We start from the raw sequence: 15,447 nt of genomic DNA on the forward strand, positions 1-15,447 counted from the left end.
ATGAAATCACCTCTCATTCTAGCCACAGCCATAGTGATCACCACGGCTGCATGCGGCGCGACCTATTTGCAAACCGTTCAGGATGCCAAAGCTGCATTACAAGGTGCTCCTGCCGAACGTCTGAAAACCTGCATTGGCGAACCCGCGACTGTGGAAATTCAGGGCCGTCAATTCATTGCCACCTATAGTTCTGCTCAGGCGCGCGGACCGGACGGATTAACACTGCCATCAGCTGCAGCCGCCGAAGACCCTAAGGCTTGCGTCTTCAACTTCACCATCTCGGACCGCGTTATTCAGAACATCAATAGCGAAAACCGCGCCGGTTGGGGCGGTGACAGCATCACGAAATGTGCTGAACTTGTAAAAGCCTGCACAAATCAGGCTCAGTGAAAGGGTTCAAAAATGGATTTTGAGATTGGACTTCGCGGGGGGCTTTCCGCGCTGGTGACCGTGTTCGCTTTCAGCGCTGGCAGCCCGGTTGTTGCAGATAATACTACCTTTCAATCCGTATGTGCAGAATGCCACACGGGCGGCTTTAAAGGCTTCATGTCAGGCGCGCCCAACGTCAAGAAACCGGACACCTGGCAAAAGTTCCTGCAACGGGATTCAGAACAGCGCATGCGCGATATCGTGTTACGTGGCACCAAGGACCATAAAGCGAAAGGCGGCTGCACCACCTGTAGCGACGAACAGATCGACGCTGCGATCGACTACATGTTGGAGTTGGTGAAGTAACAATGGAACGTTACCACCCTCTTCTTGTTACGCTGCATTGGCTTATGGCAATTCTCATAATCCTGACACTTTTGTCGGGAGGCATTGCCCCTCTGAGTTTCCATTTGACCAGCGGAATCTTGATCCTGGGGCTGATTATGCTTCGGCTTCTTGTCCGTTTCAAAACAGAGAAACCAAGCGCGCCGGAAAGTGGGTTGAATATACAAGTGCGACTGGCAAGCTGGATGCATACCGCCTTGTATATTCTTCTTGGCGCCGTCGTCGTATCGGGCACCGGGATCGCAGTCGAGTCAGATTTGATACACGTGGTTCAAGGCAACAAGATGCTACCCGCCGGGTTCACTGAGACTGTCCTGTACAGGGTTCATAGCCTTGCAACGGATCTGTTGATGGTCGCAGTCGTCGCTCATGCCTTCGCTGCCGCTTGGCATCAGTTCGTTCAAAAAGACAAGCTCTTTGCGCGGATGTGGTTCAAAAGGCCCAAGCGTGGCCGTGCACAGACATCCTGATACTTGATGAACGACATCGCGAAATTTGCGCACCAGTGCACCAAACTATTAAGTCAGACGCCAAAATCTGAGCTTTTAGCTCTTTAGTTAAATCACGAGGCACACCGATGCTGTTTACGCTTATGAAGTTCACTCACTTGTTCGGAATCCTACTGGTCGCGGCCGGTTTGTTTTCGGTTTTTGTCCAAGACATTCTGCCCCGCAGAATTGCAACACAGGCTGGCTACAAGAACGCACTTGAGGCCATGGGCATTGCCTATAGCTTCCTCGCCCTGCCGGGGGCCCTGTTTGTCATCTCATCAGGCGGATGGCTGATTGCGAACTACTATGGCCCGGTTGAATTATTGGAAACACCATGGTTGGCGGGCATGGTTGGCCTGTTTTCGGTTTGGCTGTTTGTGGTTCACGTCAAAGTAAGATTTGACCTGCGTCGCTGTCGTAGAATGCTTGGCGAGGGACAAACGGTCAAAAAGCTCGAGGCACTTCGAAACAACGGTTTGTCCCTATTTTGTCGGGCTCTGGATTTACCGATACTTATTTTGATCTTGGTCCTGGGAACCTTTCGGCCCGAAAGCTGGGCCCTGCTTTTGATCGGGATCGGCTTCGCAATCGAATTCGCGCTTATTCTGACAACCGTAGGTCCTTGGCTCTGTCGCCAAGCTAATCATCAGGAAGCCACGGGTTTTTGAGAGAGTGATGGACTTTAACGCGTTGGGAACGTTCAGCACTAAGCTATTGCCGGTTCCTCGCGCATCGCTTGGCTAGTAGTGCCCAACGAATTTCAGAGGTAATGGTGGCCCTTTGGCCCGAAGAACCAGAAGTCATCGGGCCAAAAGATTGATGACAATACTGAGTATTAACCCACGCAGAAACCTGGGACGGTCATCTTGGTGAACAAGTGAGGACGCACGACTGCGCTCTCAGGGTATTGACCGATCCGGGCCTGGAATTCCGGGTTGGTAAACGCGTTACGGAAAGACGCGACGTCCTCCCAGATTGCATAGTTCATATAAGTTCCGCTACCGGCCAGACCTTTGTGCATCTGAGTCGAAATGTAGCCAGGCTGCGCCTTCATAAAGCCGGCATCATGCGCCCACGCGGCAACCAGCGCTTCTTCGTCTTTCGGATCGATCGAGAATACGTTCACCAGAACAACTGGGCCTTCACTGCTGCCCAGTTGCTCGGCCAATGTGACGACCTCATCAAGTTCTACAAGTTTAGCCATGATTTTCTCCTAGTTGGTGGGTTTGCTAACTGTTGCGGGTCAAATCTGCGTCCTACCCGCCTGGATTCTGGTGCGCCTTTTTGCGCCCAAACGCCTATGACTAGGCATGCTTTGTGTTGACCAATTAACATAGTCAGCTATGATTTTATATATGATCTTTTTTGACATCATCAAATAGACCCTACGAACATCGTGCAAGCTTTGGCGCTATCTTGTCATTGTGCAAAGGTTCGGCTTCAGATCAGTTTCACCTTGTTTTGAATGAGTTAGCTGCGCACTTCACTTTATTTACCATTTTTCCCACTTTACGGGAATTTCATCATTGTTAAGTATTCATTAATCCTATAAAGAGACAAAAGCAACAGGAGATGCCCTTAAGATGACAACTGCGCCAAATATGGACAAACAGCCAAAACTTGATCGCAGTGTTCACCTGAACTTTACCGGTGACTGGGGCCAAGCAAATTTTCACCGCATCTGCTCATGGCTGTGCCAGGAGGTCTGCGACCGCACCGAAAAAGGATCGCGCGTTGCAATTTGGAATCTGATTGCCGGTGCTGACTCTCCGATTGCTGTGTCTAACGGTGAGGTTGATCTCTGCATCGCCACGCCCGTCCAAATGTTGCCCGGCGCGCTGGCTGGGGAAGGGATCTTCGAAGGAAGCCCGCTTCCACGGCTGCGCACGCTTGCAATTCTTCCACAAACAGACCGCATGGTTTTCGCCATCGATCCAAAATATGGCGTCTCAACATTTGAAGAGCTGCGTGAGAAAAAACCACCAATCACACTCGCCACTTCGGAAGATGACGGTGTAAATCTGATCGGTTATACGGCCGCCCGTTATCTAGAGGCCCATGGCATCGACCGCGACACTCTGGAGTCCTGGGGTGGTAAATTGATTACGGATACCAGACCCGAACAATCGGTGTTCCGTATGCGTGATGGCGAAGTCGACGCCCTACTGCAGGAGGCATATATGACGCCTTGGTGGCGGGATGCTGTCGCAAACCGCTCTCTGGTGTTCTTACCAGCAGCAGATGCTGCCCTGACAAAGCTGGAGACCCAGTACGGCTGGCCCCGTGCCGTTGTGCCTGCTCATTTCTGGGAAGGTCAAACCGAAGATCTGCCCGCGTTGAATTTCTCTGATTTCGCCGTGCTTGTGCGTGATGATATGCCCAAAGATCTTGCGCATCTGTTGACCTGGTGTCTGGTCGAAACTCGCGAGGTTATCGAACAACAATTCCGTCACATCCCATCACATCACAGCCCCCTCAGCTATCCGCTTGTGCCGGAACGCATGGCGGATTCCCCGATACCCTTACATCCCGGTGCTGCGCGCTATTACAAAGAAGCGGGCATCATCGAGTAGAACAACCCCATAACACCTACTCACTCACAAACCCCCCTCGCTCTACCACTCACACCCCCCCTCACTCACAGACCCCCTCGTTCTACCACTCACAACCCCCCTCGAACTTGTTCCCTTCAACATTCAACACGGAGCACGACATTATGGCTATTGATAGTAAGACAATCACTATTGCTGCAGCTGATGGCCAATCGTTTTCAGCCTATCGCAGCAGACCGTCATCGACCGACGCTATCGGTGGAATCGTTCTGATCCAGGAAATTTTCGGTGTAAACGACAATATCCGAGCAGCATCCGACTGGTTTGCCGAGCAAGGTTATGATGTCATCGCACCGGATATGTTCTGGCGGCAGGAGCGCGATATCGAACTGAACGCCGCACTGGAAGAAGATCGCGAAAAGGCGATGGGGTTTATGCAGGGGTTTGACCTCGAGGCAAGCCTTGGCGACATGGATGCCGCCGTTGCACTTCTTCGCGAGGATGCCAAGCTGCAAGGCAAGATCGGTGTTGTTGGCTATTGTCTGGGAGGGCGCGTTGCCTTCCGCATGGCGACGTCCAATGCTGCCGATGCCGTCGTTTGCTTTTATCCAGTGGCTATCAGTCAGGATCTTGGGAGCAGCACTGGTCCTCAGGCTCCGCTTTTGATCCATTTGGGTGCCGACGATCATCTTTGCCCGCCTGAAGCTCAGACCGCGATTACCGAACATGTCGAGCAGTCAAAAGACGGCTCTGTAACTGTACATGACGGTGTCGGCCACGCATTTGCACGTTTGGGCCGTTCTGGTCGTGCAGAAGAAGCTGCTATTGCCGCAGAATCGGCCACTCTGGAGTTCTTCAAAAAGCATCTGGGTGCATAAACCCAAGGCGAACCAAGCGGGTCACCTGCTCTTCAAACGTTATGAGAACCGGATTTCGTAAGCCCGGTTCTTATTGCATGCGCAAGCACCTACTCAGCTCGCTGAGCTTGCTGCGCAACGTCCGTAAACTCTAACTCGATGGGGAATGTAAATGAGCACGATGCCAAGGAAGATAATATCCTGGATTCCAAGACTAACTTTGCTGTTGTGTGGGCTCATCATGTGTCTCGCCGGTATTGCTGGCGTAATGGACCCTACCGTCATCAGTGGAACTGCAACTCTTGCTCCTGACGGGATCACCAGCATCCGCGTCGACTTCGGCGGCTTCCACTTGGGTTTGGGACTGTTCGCTCTTTACGGCGTATTCTTTCGGTCGTTTTTGAAGCCTGGATTGGTGGCAGTTGCCACCACACTGACTCTTGTTGTCATTACCAGACTTACCGGGATCAATCTGGACGGGTCGAACGATGCCCAGCTCACAATCCTATCCAGAGAATTGGTTCCCTTCACCCTCTCGGTCGTGGGATTGCTATGCCTCGTAGTTTCATCCAGAGCGCATTCTGAAACCTGAAGCTCTTTTAGAGCAATCATCCGATTACAAAGACTGGCCCGCGGCCCCTACCTATCCAGTGAGAACAGGTAGGGGTCAAACGCGTCGCCTAAATTTATTCAGCTTTCATAGCTTCGATCGAAATCGAAATGTCGACTTTGTCGCTGACACCCGGCGCGTATTTGCCCAAACCAAATTCAGACCGTAGCACGGATGCTGTCGCATCGAACCCCACCCAATCCTTTTGCTCTTTGTCATGGAAACCCATTTTATTCATTCTTGCATCAAGAGTGACTGGATGTGTTGAGCCATTCATCGTCAGGTCGCCAGTTATCTTGGCCGTTGTCTCACCAGTGACTTCAATATGCGTTGACTTGAACTCGATCTGATCATTCTCAGTCGCAACAAAAAAATCTCCACCGACGGTAAAGTTCGCATCTCTCTGCTCGAGGCCGGTGAACATCGTTGACACCGGGAACCAGACCGCAACACTGGATCCTTCCGGGTTCTCTTTGTCAAAGTCGATCTCACCTTCAATACCTGAGAACATGCCGGTTGTTCTGGAGTAACCAAGATGATCGTAGCTAAATATAATTTGTGACCATTTCGGCGCCAGAAGGTATTTTTCCGAGTCAGCCACACTGGTGGATGCCAGAGCCGAGGCGGTTAAGGCCATTGCGGCAAACAACACCGAAAGCTTCATGAAATATCTCCTGATAGAAGCGTGAAATTCTAAGGACAAAAAGCCACTCGTAAGAAAGAGCTCACTTTGTCTCCGCTAGCGTCGTGCTGATTTCATTATCTTCCTGAGCGGCACGGAATCGTCACTAAAGATGGCTTCGTCACCGTGAAAATTCGGGTCGGCGATCATTCTCCGTAACAAAGGCATATCGCGGGCCTGATTGATCGTAACCGCACCTTGGATTTTGTTGTCGACAAGCTGAATCAGGGTCAGCCCATCATCCTCGCCCGCACGCTCAATACAATGCATCTCTGCGTCCAACTGCCCCAGAATTTGAATATTCAGATCGCCCTGATCAGACCAGAACCACGGAATCGTGGAAACTTCGGTCAGCTCGCCCACCACCGATTTACCGACCGCATCACCCTGTACATTGGCATTTTCCCAAGATTCCAGGCGCATGTGACGATCATATTCAGGGTTCATCTGGTTAACTGCATCACCTACGGCGAAAATATCAGGATCAGAAGTTCTGCCAAAACTATCCGTCTTGATGCCGTTTTCGATAGTCAATCCAGCATCTTCGGCAAGCGATGTTTCGGGGTCTACCCCAATACCGACTAGGATCATATCGGTGGGAACAGACGTGCCGTTCGACAATACCAAGTTTTCGCCATCCATTGCCTGGGCCTGAACACCAAACAGAAAGCGCACGCCTTTGTCAGAGTGATAGGTCTGCACAAAGGTACTGACAGTGGGTGATCCAACTCGGGGCAACAGCGTTTCACCAGCTTCAACGATTGTGACAGTGCACCCAAGCTTTTGGGCCGTTGCCGCAACCTCAAGTCCGATGAACCCGCCACCAATGACGGTCAATCGTTTGCCTTTTGTCAGTTGATCCCGCAATTTGCTGCAGTCATCCATGCTGCGAAGATAGTGAACACAATCCTTTTCGGCACCGTCCAACGAGATACGCCTTAGCCGGCTACCGGTCGCGAGAATCAGTTTGTCATATGCTATGTTTTCGCCATCTTCGAGAAGAACGGTTTTTGTCGCCCGATCAATTTTTGTCACCGACACTCCCAAGTGCAAACGAATATCCCGTTCCTTGGCCGTCGCATCATCGAAGACAAAAGGAAGCTTGGTTTCGTCATCCAGCAACATGGCTTTCGACAGAATCGGCCTTTCGTATGGTGCGCAAGGCTCCATTGAGATCAGAGAGATGTCGGCAGCTGGGTCTGATGCGCGCGCCGCCAGAGCCGCACGGCCACCCGCTTGTCCGCCACCCACAATCACGATTTTTTGTCGCTGTGACAATGCTCCACCCTTTCTTTCGTGAGTCGGGCTTCGATGAACCCTTTCTGCGATATGGACTCCTGCCTGGCGAGTGCGAATATGTCAGGAAATGCACGCTCAGACAGCATTCAATTTCAATCGCATATGGCACATTTTCTCGCACTTAACAATAAAATTAGATGTTCTATTTGACATTTTTCCCAGCATATGCGATTTCTGGCTGAAATTGGTGATCAAGTTGAACACCTATTAGCGAACCATTGCTCAATGGGAGGAAATCCAAATGGCTAAACCAACACTAGAAGAAATGACTCAGGAAATGCGCAAGCGCGTCGGTGAAGACAGCGGCTTTGGGCACACTGTAAAATTCAACTTTGGCGACGAAGGCGTCATCTATATTGATGCCAAAAATGTCCCTCATATCGTTTCAAATGAAGACAATGACGCCGAAACAATCGTAAACATCAAATTTGGGGATTTCTGCAAGATTTCTGACGGCAGCAAAGACCCAACCGAAGCCTTTATGGCTGGCCGGATGACGATCGACGGAAACGTTGACGCAGGCTGGAAGCTCGGCTCGATCATCGGACCCGACCGGGCTTGAGTGGAAATTAGTTGAAACCCAACATGGGACGTTAGCGAATGAGCACAGACAGCACCCAACTAACTATTGCGCCACCTGATCCGGATCGCCCGCCTATGGCGTCGAACGCATTCCATGCAGCTCGGACAGCAAATACGACACTTACAACCCCGTTCCCTTATGTGACGGACGAATGCCTTGTTCCTGGTATCGCCTTGTTCCAAGGCGACCTGGGGGATGATGGCATGGGCCATTTCCATCACACGAACTCGGTTGATGAAACCTTCCTTTGCCTGGCGTCCAAGGGCTCGGCGGTCAGAACTGGTACGCTGATGGTTGGTCCACGTAGCCACCACGTTGGGTCGTTCTTTGAGAACGAGAGAGACCCGGAAAACGTGATGCTGATGATCGTTGTTCAACGTCAATCAGCAGAAGGTGTACGTCAGCATGAAGGCCTGACCTTCCATTGCCACAAGTGCCAGAATGTTATGCTGGATCACGAATTCGACGTTGAGAATTACAACGAAATCCGCGGCCCTGTGCCTGGGTACTTTGCTCCGCTGGAAACGCTGCTCAAGAGCTATGAATTCGGCAAAGAGTACAATGACGACCCAGAAGTTCGGAAATGTTCCAAATGTGGGCACGAGCACAACCTGTTCCCGATGCACGTCTGGGGTTGGACGAGCTACCATACAAATTACGAAGCCAGTGAGCATTGCCGCGATTTGCTCATCGAAGCGACGTCCGCTTGAATTTAGCGAGGAGACAGAAAGATGCCACGTAGGCGATTTCATCAAACCTATCAACTCGCTCAGCAGATCGGCTGCTATGACGAGTATCCAGCAATATCTGAAGGTGTAGACCCGCAGGTCAACATCAGCCGAAGCGACCGCATTCAGCCGTTCCATCTGATTTGTGAAAAAGACACAATGATCGTACTGATGTCGGGCGCAGCCAAGGTTGAATTCCGCGACAGCAGCGTGAATTACGTCAAAGGCACGCCGGGTGAAATGATCTATGTTCCGGCCCGTACCCCGCATCGCGTCGTACCTTCGGAAGAGACCATCCATTATCGTTACAAAGCAGAGCATGCCGGTTTGGAGGCTGTTGCTTGGTATTGCGAGAAATGCTCATCAGAAGTTGCGCGCGTAACTTGGGATACGGCCGAGGAACTCCCTCAGGAGGCGTATCTGCGTGCGACCAACGCCTTTAACAGTGACAAAGACATGCGCACATGCGGCGACTGCGGCACCGAACATCCGCCGGTGGATACTACCGGCAACAGATGGCAGGCAATAGTCGACGAGTTAACGGCTGAAACAGACGACGATGACGACTGGTAGGTTGTGCTGCGATTAATTACCATCGGCGATCAGCAAATAGGAGAAAAGCTATATGACAACTGCAGATAAACTTTTATCAGTCATGAAGCTTTTCACCATTGAAGAACCGGAATGGACAGTGGAAGAGGCGACCAAACGTCTTTCCCTGTCCAGCAGCTCGACTTACCGCTACTTCAACAGTCTGAGTGCTTTCGGTCTGGTCGAGGCCTTGAACCCCGGCGTTTACACTCTTGGTCCGGCGATTATCGAATTCGACAGAATGATAAGGCGTCAGGATCAATTAGTGAAAACGGCAACGCCGATCATGCGTAAGCTGGTCGATCTGACGGGCGACAATGGTTCCGCATTGCTGTGCCGAAAGTATCGCCATCAGGTCATGTGTGTTCACTCGGAAGGGTTTGTCGATCCGGAAAAATCCCTTTCCTATGAGAGGGGCCGACCTTTGGGGTTGTTTCTTGGCGCAGCATCCCGAGTTGTCCTTGCCTACATTCCTAGCAGAAACCTGAAAGCGATCTTTGCCGAACACGAGAGGGAAATCGAAGCTGCCGGTCTTGGGGCAACCTGGGAAGAGTTTCGTCGCAACTTGAAGCGTATCCGGTCCAACTCCATCGTAGTTGCGTATGGGCAGCTGGATCCAGGGAAGGTCGGAATTGCCGCACCTATATTCGCAGCAAACAAGTCTGTGATCGGCAGCATGACGCTTGTCTTGAACGAGCATGAAGTGAATTCGCAGATGGTCGAACGGCTATCAATTTATGTTCAGGCTGCAGCTCAGGAAGTAACCTTGGGTCTCTCAGCAGCCTTTATCGAAAAACAGTCCGGTTCGACCGGTTAAAAGAATGCAAAACCCAAATGAGGGGTGCTGCGAAAGGATAGAAATGAACGATCATCCAGTTGTTGTTCTGGTCGCGTCTATGAGCGGCGTTGCAGAAATGGTCGCGGATGAAGTGGCCGATAAGCTTGTTGAAACCGGGTACAAAGCCCGCGTTGTCCGCATGGAAAAAGCATCACAAAAAATGCTGGATGCACGCGATACCTATGTGATCTGCAGTTCGACATATGGCACTGGTGAAGTGCCGGACAACGGCAAAGAGTTTCACGAGTTCCTGACAAAAGATCGCCCCGATCTGTCGTCTGTGCGCTATGGCGTCATTGCTTTGGGAAGCATGGATTATCCACAGACATTCTGCGGTGGCGGCAAAGCCTTTGATGCAACCTTCGCTGAATTGGGTGCCAAGCGGCTGGTAGATCGCATGGAACATGATGCGAAATCCGGCGTCTATCCTGAAGAAGCCGCGCTGGACTGGATCGACGGTTGGGTCGCGGCACTATCCAAAGAAATGGCCTAAAAAACCGGGAACCTTGCACCTTGCGAGGTTCCCATACAACTTGTGAGGACGGCCTTCAGAAATCAGGTTTTGTCACGGCAGTTCCCGAAGCATTTCGCCAGGAAATGCAATGAATCTACGCCTCAAACATTTTGATACCGATACCTGCGTCAACAAGATTTCTGCGAATTTTGGTTCCCATAGCAACGGCACCAACAGTATCGCCATGCAAACACACCGTATCAACGCGACATGGAAGGCGTTTCCCGGTTTTGGTGATAACCGCCTGCTCTTTCAACATCATCATGATGCGCTCGGCGGCATAGTCGGCATCCTCCAAAACAGCGCCCGGTTGCCTGCGGTCTACCAAGGTTCCGTCATTTTCGTAAGCGCGGTCAGCGTAGACCTCGCCTACCCATGAGCAATCCAGTTCCTTCACTGCCTGCTCCATCGCAGTTGATGCAATCGCCATGAGTATGATTTCGGGCTGAACTTTCAACGCGGCCTCAAAGCAGGTTCTGGCAATATTGATGTCTTCCGACGCCATGTTTCCCAAGGCACCATGCAGCTTAAGGTGTCGAACTTTTCCACCCGACAGTAGCGCCATCGACTGCGCCGCACCCAGCTGATATCCAATCATATTGGTCAGCTCATCCGAGGAAAAACTCATCCGACGGCGACCGAATCCAGTCAGATCGGGAAAACCGGGATGTGCACCAATTCCGGTCCCTTTTTGGACCGCAATTTTCATGGTCTGGGCCATAATGTTCTGATCTCCGGCGTGGAATCCGCAGGCGATGTTCGCAGATGAAACGATGTCCATCAGTGCAAGATCATCCCCCATTTTCCATGCACCAAATCCTTCGCCAAGATCCGAATTTAGATCAACCACATTAGTCATTATTGCCAGGCCCTAATTCTTAGATGTCGGATTATTGAGTGTCTGAGGCAGCCACGCGATTTCTCGAACCCACAATGAAGAAAGCAAGCACAGACAAGCCCACAATATCTGTCCAGATCGCGGAGGGAAACAAATCTGAAGGCAACAGACACAGCACACCACAAAGCGTCAAAGTTAAGCGACCGATGAACCCCCTGACATGTTGGAAAAACCCAACGAAGCCAGCAGTTACCATGTAAATACCAACCAATGCTGTTGCTATTGACCAAAGTGCCTTCAGCAGATTGCCTTCCAAAATCAATCCGGGTGCAAACAGAAAAAGAAACGGGACCAAATAAGCCGGCCAAGCCAGCTTCATTGCCTCTTTGCTTGTCTCCCATGCTGATGACCCCGCGATATTCGCTGCGGCAAATGACGCCAGTGCAACAGGCGGAGTGATCATCGACATCAGCCCGAAATAGAACACGAAAAGATGTGCTGCCATCACTGGGACACCGAATTCGATCAAAGCCGGGGCGACCAGTGTCGCCAACAGAATGTAGACCCCAACAGTTGGCATCCCCATCCCCAAAACAATGGAAATCAACGCCGTGATCAAGGCGAGCACCAGCAGACTGCCACCGCTTGCGGTGATTATGTGCAGTGTCAAATTAAAGGCAAGGCCGGTGATATTCAGAATACCAATGATCAGTCCAGCAGCTGCACAGACAACAACCAGCCCGATAGCCGATTGGCCCGCAGACGCTATAGCCTGCCAAATCTGAATTGGCCTGATACGACGGCCTTTGTAGCCAAATATCAAGCTGCCGACCAATAACACCACAATCGAAATGACCGCAGAACGCTCAGGTCTCATGTTCAGGGCGAACAGCGTATAAATCAGCACAACGAACGGTAAAATGAAGTGCCAACCCTGCTTGAGTGCCTCGCGGCCGCTCGGGATATCAGCTTCTTCAACCTGTGCCACCCCTCGCCTGGCCGCTGTCAGATCAACATTGATGAAAATAGCGCTATAGTAGAGCAGAGCAGATGGCAAAGCCGCCAACATCACGGTCGAATAATCCACGCCAATAAAGTCGGCCATGATAAAGGCCGCGGCTCCCATCACAGGCGGCACCAGTTGCCCACCCGTAGACGCGACCGCCTCAACCGCGCCAGCATATCTTCCATTAAAACCAGCTTTTTTCATCATCGGGATCGTAACCACGCCCGTGCCGACGACATTTCCAACCGCTGATCCTGAAATAGATCCGAACAAAGCCGACGCCGAGACTGCTACTTTTGCTGGTCCACCCCTGAAACGACCCATCCCTGATAAAGCCAGGTCATTGAAAAAATCCGCGGCTCCACAGGCCGTCAGAAACTGACCGAACAACAGGTAGGGAACGACAATTACGACGGCGACTTTCAATGCTGCTCCAAGAATGCCGTTTGCATCCAGGCTCAGATAGATGACAAGTTCGTCCCAATAAGTAGGGCGGCTCTGGAGATCACCGGGGAGAAGATGCCCCCAGAGCCCGTAGGCTATGAAGACTAGCACTACGATTAGAATTCCGGTGCCCGCAAAACGCCGCAACAACAAAAGCAACCCACCCAGCAGAACGCAGCTGATCGCAACCAGCAAAGGGGGCACAAACGGAGCGTCCATCGAAAGCCGGACATAGTTCACCGCAACGTAGCCACCGGTAACAAGTGTGACCGCGGCCCACAGGACAGCAATTCTACGGGTGATCGGCCTGTCCGCGGTTTTCGCAAAACTTAAAATTCCAGAGGCGAGTGCGAGCGCGAAAGACGCGACCAATAATTGCGCATCATAGACGGACACCCCGACATAGCGATGCAGATTGGCAGCATAGATGACCGAGAGGGCCACGATCAGCCCACTCAGCACCTGATTGGCTTGCTCCAAACGAGCGGTTTTGGATGTTCCAACCATGATTTATGTCAGCAGAAGTTACTGCGACAAACCTGCTTTCTGATAATAGGTGGCCGCTGCCGGATGGTAGACGAGATCCCCCATATCAGGCGCCATTTTTTCCGGGTCGAACCGCGCGAAAGTTTTAAAGATACTCCGCACTTTTTCCGGATTCTGGTGAATGTATTCGACAATCGGGGCGATCGTTTCATCCGAAACATGCGCGCCTGCCAAAAGCACATAATCATAGAACATCATGTTCGTATCGACATCCACACCAGGGGCCGATCCTGCGGCTACAGTGTCAATATATGCGGTCGGAACGAATTCGCGCATACCGGCGAGTGCCTCGGGTGTGTTCTCCAGCCCCAACCAACGGACTCCTATCGCGGCGTCCGCTTCGCGTGTCTTGCCCCCAGCAAGGGCAAAGAACGCAACTTCAGCGGTGCCGGAAATCAAGTCGTCGACGCCGTTTGGCACCGACGGTACATTGTCGAGCTGCATCTCATCGATGCTTAAACCGCCGCCTGCAAGAATGGCGTCGACCTGTGGCCGAAGCGTCGGTTGTGCGGTGTATCCATAGGTGATCGTTTTGCCTTTGGCGTCTGAGACCATGGCCATGTCGCTGTCTTTGTTGACCATGAAACCATAGGCGGACCCACCCATGGCTGCAACGATGCGCAAATTACCTAGCTGTCGCCCTTCGAAGGCACCTGTACCACCCGCGGCGGCAGAAAAGTCAGGGCTGGGAGCAAGCAGCAGATCCAAGCGGGCATTATCGACCAGAGGCATTGTTTGGCCTGATCCCCCAAACGATTGCACTCGAATATCGTACCCAAGCTCATCGGCCAGAAGTTTTGCGAAACCAGCATTGGCCGCATAATTCTGTGATCCCTGTTTACTGGCTCCGATCCCCAAGCTTTGTGCGCTGGCAACTGTGCCAAGCGTCGCAATACCCAAGGCAAGAATTGCCATCCGTTTGATCTTACTGAACATAAAAATCCCTCCCTGTCAGGGTTGGCTCTTGGCTCATGCGGCAAAAGACGAGTGTTTTTAGGCTCTTAAAGTTTGCCAATGGTTTTGGGCGAGCAAAGCCAACCTCTATGGTGGGGATGATTTTTAGCAGAATTTCTATATAAAAATAATACAATACACGGCATATTACATATCATATAAAGTATACTTACCTATTCAATTCGCTCAGCCAAGGCTGGAGCACGCCTGCCACGCGCCCCTTTCAACTTGAGGGACAGGAGGTTGCGCACTGACCCCGGTAAGTTGATGGCTGGTCAATCAACCAGCCATCTCATTAGGTTCCACTGCGGGCTGCGAAAGCCCCAGAAGTGACCGCGCTTCTGTCCAGGTTGCCACTGGGCGGCCGTGATTATGACAAATCTCTGCAGTTCGGGCCACCAAAGCGGCATTTGATGGGGCAAGTGTGTTTCGATCAAGTCGGACATTGTCCTCAAGCCCGGTTCTTGCATGACCGCCGGCCGCAATCGACCATTCGTTCAGTTCAAGCTGATGCCTTCCAATCCCGGCGGCACACCATTCCGCGTCCGGGGCAAGCCTTTGCATTGTTTTCACATAGTAATTGAAGACATTCTTGTCGGCCGGCATTGAGTTTTTCACACCCATCACGAACTGCACGTAAAGCTTGCCCGGAAGCTTACCTGCGTTACTCATGGCGACAGCCTGGTGAATATGGCTCAGATCGAACGCCTCGATCTCTGCGGTAATTTCGTATTTCGTCATTTCCGCAGCCAGCCAATCGACCAGATCGGGTGGATTGTCGTAGGTCCGAGTTGGAAAGTTTGTCGATCCAACGGACAAAGAGGCCATATCGGGACGCAACGGCAAACTGCCCCCGCGTTCATGTCCTGCGCCCGATCGTCCTCCGGTCGAGAACTGAACAATCATACCCGGGCAATGTTTGTTCAAACCTTCAAACAACCGGCCGAATTTATCGGGATCCGAGGTAGGCGAGCCATCGTCATTGCGAACATGGCAATGTGCGATCGTCGCCCCGGCTTCGAATGCAGCTTGTGTGCTTTCTATTTGCTCGGAGACCGTGATAGGCACCGCCGGGTTGTCTGATTTTTGGGGCAAAGATCCTGTAATTGCCACACAAATAATACAAGGCTTTTGCGTCAT

The 15,447-nt window shown here is 51.8% G+C and carries 19 protein-coding genes; 12 read left to right on the forward strand and 7 right to left on the reverse strand.

The annotated features are described in order from the left end of the window. From AC2FLB_RS08520 to AC2FLB_RS08535, 4 genes are all read left to right on the forward strand, one after another. On the forward strand, window positions 1-390 hold the full coding sequence (locus AC2FLB_RS08520; RefSeq protein ID WP_496709054.1) for a hypothetical protein: 390 nt from the start codon (window positions 1-3) through the stop codon (window positions 388-390). Between the two features lie 12 nt (window positions 391-402). Then, window positions 403-735 carry a c-type cytochrome gene (locus AC2FLB_RS08525; RefSeq protein WP_496705214.1) on the forward strand — a complete coding sequence of 111 codons (333 nt, stop codon included), beginning with the start codon at window positions 403-405 and terminating at the stop codon, window positions 733-735. Window positions 736-737: 2 nt separating this feature from the next. Next, window positions 738-1,244: a cytochrome b gene (locus AC2FLB_RS08530; protein ID WP_496705216.1), complete on the forward strand. Its 507-nt coding sequence runs from the start codon at window positions 738-740 to the stop codon at window positions 1,242-1,244. A gap of 107 nt (window positions 1,245-1,351) precedes the next feature. After that, the gene (locus tag AC2FLB_RS08535) at window positions 1,352-1,933 is read left to right on the forward strand and encodes a DUF2269 family protein (protein ID WP_496709055.1); all 582 of its coding nucleotides are present in this window, start codon (window positions 1,352-1,354) and stop codon (window positions 1,931-1,933) included. 167 nt (window positions 1,934-2,100) lie between these two features. Here AC2FLB_RS08535 and AC2FLB_RS08540 read toward each other — a convergent pair whose 3' ends face one another. Further along, window positions 2,101-2,469: an antibiotic biosynthesis monooxygenase family protein gene (locus AC2FLB_RS08540; protein WP_496701997.1), complete on the reverse strand. Its 369-nt coding sequence runs from the start codon at window positions 2,467-2,469 to the stop codon at window positions 2,101-2,103. 379 nt (window positions 2,470-2,848) lie between these two features. Between AC2FLB_RS08540 and AC2FLB_RS08545 the strand changes: the two genes are divergently transcribed. The 3 genes from AC2FLB_RS08545 (at window position 2,849) to AC2FLB_RS08555 (ending at window position 5,266) form a co-directional block, all read left to right on the forward strand. Continuing rightward, the gene (locus AC2FLB_RS08545; RefSeq protein WP_496709056.1) at window positions 2,849-3,838 is read left to right on the forward strand and encodes a TAXI family TRAP transporter solute-binding subunit; all 990 of its coding nucleotides are present in this window, start codon (window positions 2,849-2,851) and stop codon (window positions 3,836-3,838) included. A gap of 143 nt (window positions 3,839-3,981) precedes the next feature. Continuing rightward, window positions 3,982-4,695 carry a dienelactone hydrolase family protein gene (locus AC2FLB_RS08550; RefSeq protein ID WP_496705222.1) on the forward strand — a complete coding sequence of 238 codons (714 nt, stop codon included), beginning with the start codon at window positions 3,982-3,984 and terminating at the stop codon, window positions 4,693-4,695. Between the two features lie 160 nt (window positions 4,696-4,855). Further along, complete coding sequence (locus AC2FLB_RS08555; protein WP_496702093.1) at window positions 4,856-5,266, forward strand: DUF4345 family protein; 411 nt, start codon at window positions 4,856-4,858, stop codon at window positions 5,264-5,266. Between the two features lie 94 nt (window positions 5,267-5,360). On the opposite strand, the gene AC2FLB_RS08560 is transcribed toward AC2FLB_RS08555, so the two are convergent. Together AC2FLB_RS08560 and AC2FLB_RS08565 are read right to left on the reverse strand one after the other, a co-directional pair. Continuing rightward, window positions 5,361-5,948 (reverse strand): YceI family protein, encoded by a 588-nt coding sequence (locus AC2FLB_RS08560; RefSeq protein ID WP_496705225.1) that lies wholly within the window; start codon window positions 5,946-5,948, stop codon window positions 5,361-5,363. 75 nt (window positions 5,949-6,023) lie between these two features. After that, the gene (locus AC2FLB_RS08565; protein WP_496709057.1) at window positions 6,024-7,244 is read right to left on the reverse strand and encodes an NAD(P)/FAD-dependent oxidoreductase; all 1,221 of its coding nucleotides are present in this window, start codon (window positions 7,242-7,244) and stop codon (window positions 6,024-6,026) included. A gap of 262 nt (window positions 7,245-7,506) precedes the next feature. Between AC2FLB_RS08565 and AC2FLB_RS08570 the strand changes: the two genes are divergently transcribed. Genes AC2FLB_RS08570 through AC2FLB_RS08590 form a run of 5 tightly spaced genes read left to right on the forward strand, consistent with a single transcriptional unit; the run spans window position 7,507 to window position 10,498 of the window. Next, window positions 7,507-7,827, forward strand: coding sequence for an SCP2 sterol-binding domain-containing protein (locus AC2FLB_RS08570; protein ID WP_496702006.1), 321 nt, complete (start codon window positions 7,507-7,509; stop codon window positions 7,825-7,827). A gap of 38 nt (window positions 7,828-7,865) precedes the next feature. Next, complete coding sequence (locus AC2FLB_RS08575; protein WP_496705227.1) at window positions 7,866-8,558, forward strand: cupin domain-containing protein; 693 nt, start codon at window positions 7,866-7,868, stop codon at window positions 8,556-8,558. A gap of 21 nt (window positions 8,559-8,579) precedes the next feature. Further along, complete coding sequence (locus AC2FLB_RS08580) at window positions 8,580-9,149, forward strand: cupin domain-containing protein (RefSeq protein WP_496702010.1); 570 nt, start codon at window positions 8,580-8,582, stop codon at window positions 9,147-9,149. A 52-nt stretch (window positions 9,150-9,201) separates the two neighbouring features. Further along, window positions 9,202-9,984, forward strand: coding sequence for an IclR family transcriptional regulator (locus tag AC2FLB_RS08585; RefSeq protein WP_496709058.1), 783 nt, complete (start codon window positions 9,202-9,204; stop codon window positions 9,982-9,984). 43 nt (window positions 9,985-10,027) lie between these two features. Then, on the forward strand, window positions 10,028-10,498 hold the full coding sequence (locus AC2FLB_RS08590) for a flavodoxin domain-containing protein (RefSeq protein ID WP_496702014.1): 471 nt from the start codon (window positions 10,028-10,030) through the stop codon (window positions 10,496-10,498). Between the two features lie 115 nt (window positions 10,499-10,613). On the opposite strand, the gene AC2FLB_RS08595 is transcribed toward AC2FLB_RS08590, so the two are convergent. The 4 genes from AC2FLB_RS08595 to AC2FLB_RS08610 all read right to left on the reverse strand — a co-directional run bounded on the left by AC2FLB_RS08595 (window position 10,614) and on the right by AC2FLB_RS08610 (window position 15,447). Next, the gene (locus tag AC2FLB_RS08595; RefSeq protein ID WP_496709059.1) at window positions 10,614-11,378 is read right to left on the reverse strand and encodes a LamB/YcsF family protein; all 765 of its coding nucleotides are present in this window, start codon (window positions 11,376-11,378) and stop codon (window positions 10,614-10,616) included. A 31-nt stretch (window positions 11,379-11,409) separates the two neighbouring features. Continuing rightward, window positions 11,410-13,314, reverse strand: a complete 1,905-nt coding sequence (locus AC2FLB_RS08600) for a TRAP transporter permease (RefSeq protein WP_496709060.1) — start codon at window positions 13,312-13,314, stop codon at window positions 11,410-11,412. An 18-nt stretch (window positions 13,315-13,332) separates the two neighbouring features. Further along, window positions 13,333-14,289, reverse strand: coding sequence for a TAXI family TRAP transporter solute-binding subunit (locus AC2FLB_RS08605; RefSeq protein WP_496709061.1), 957 nt, complete (start codon window positions 14,287-14,289; stop codon window positions 13,333-13,335). A 297-nt stretch (window positions 14,290-14,586) separates the two neighbouring features. After that, window positions 14,587-15,447, reverse strand: a complete 861-nt coding sequence (locus tag AC2FLB_RS08610; protein WP_496709062.1) for a 3-oxoadipate:acetyl-CoA acetyltransferase — start codon at window positions 15,445-15,447, stop codon at window positions 14,587-14,589.

The sequence above is a fragment of the Ruegeria sp. CDSA236 genome (genome assembly GCF_059611285.1).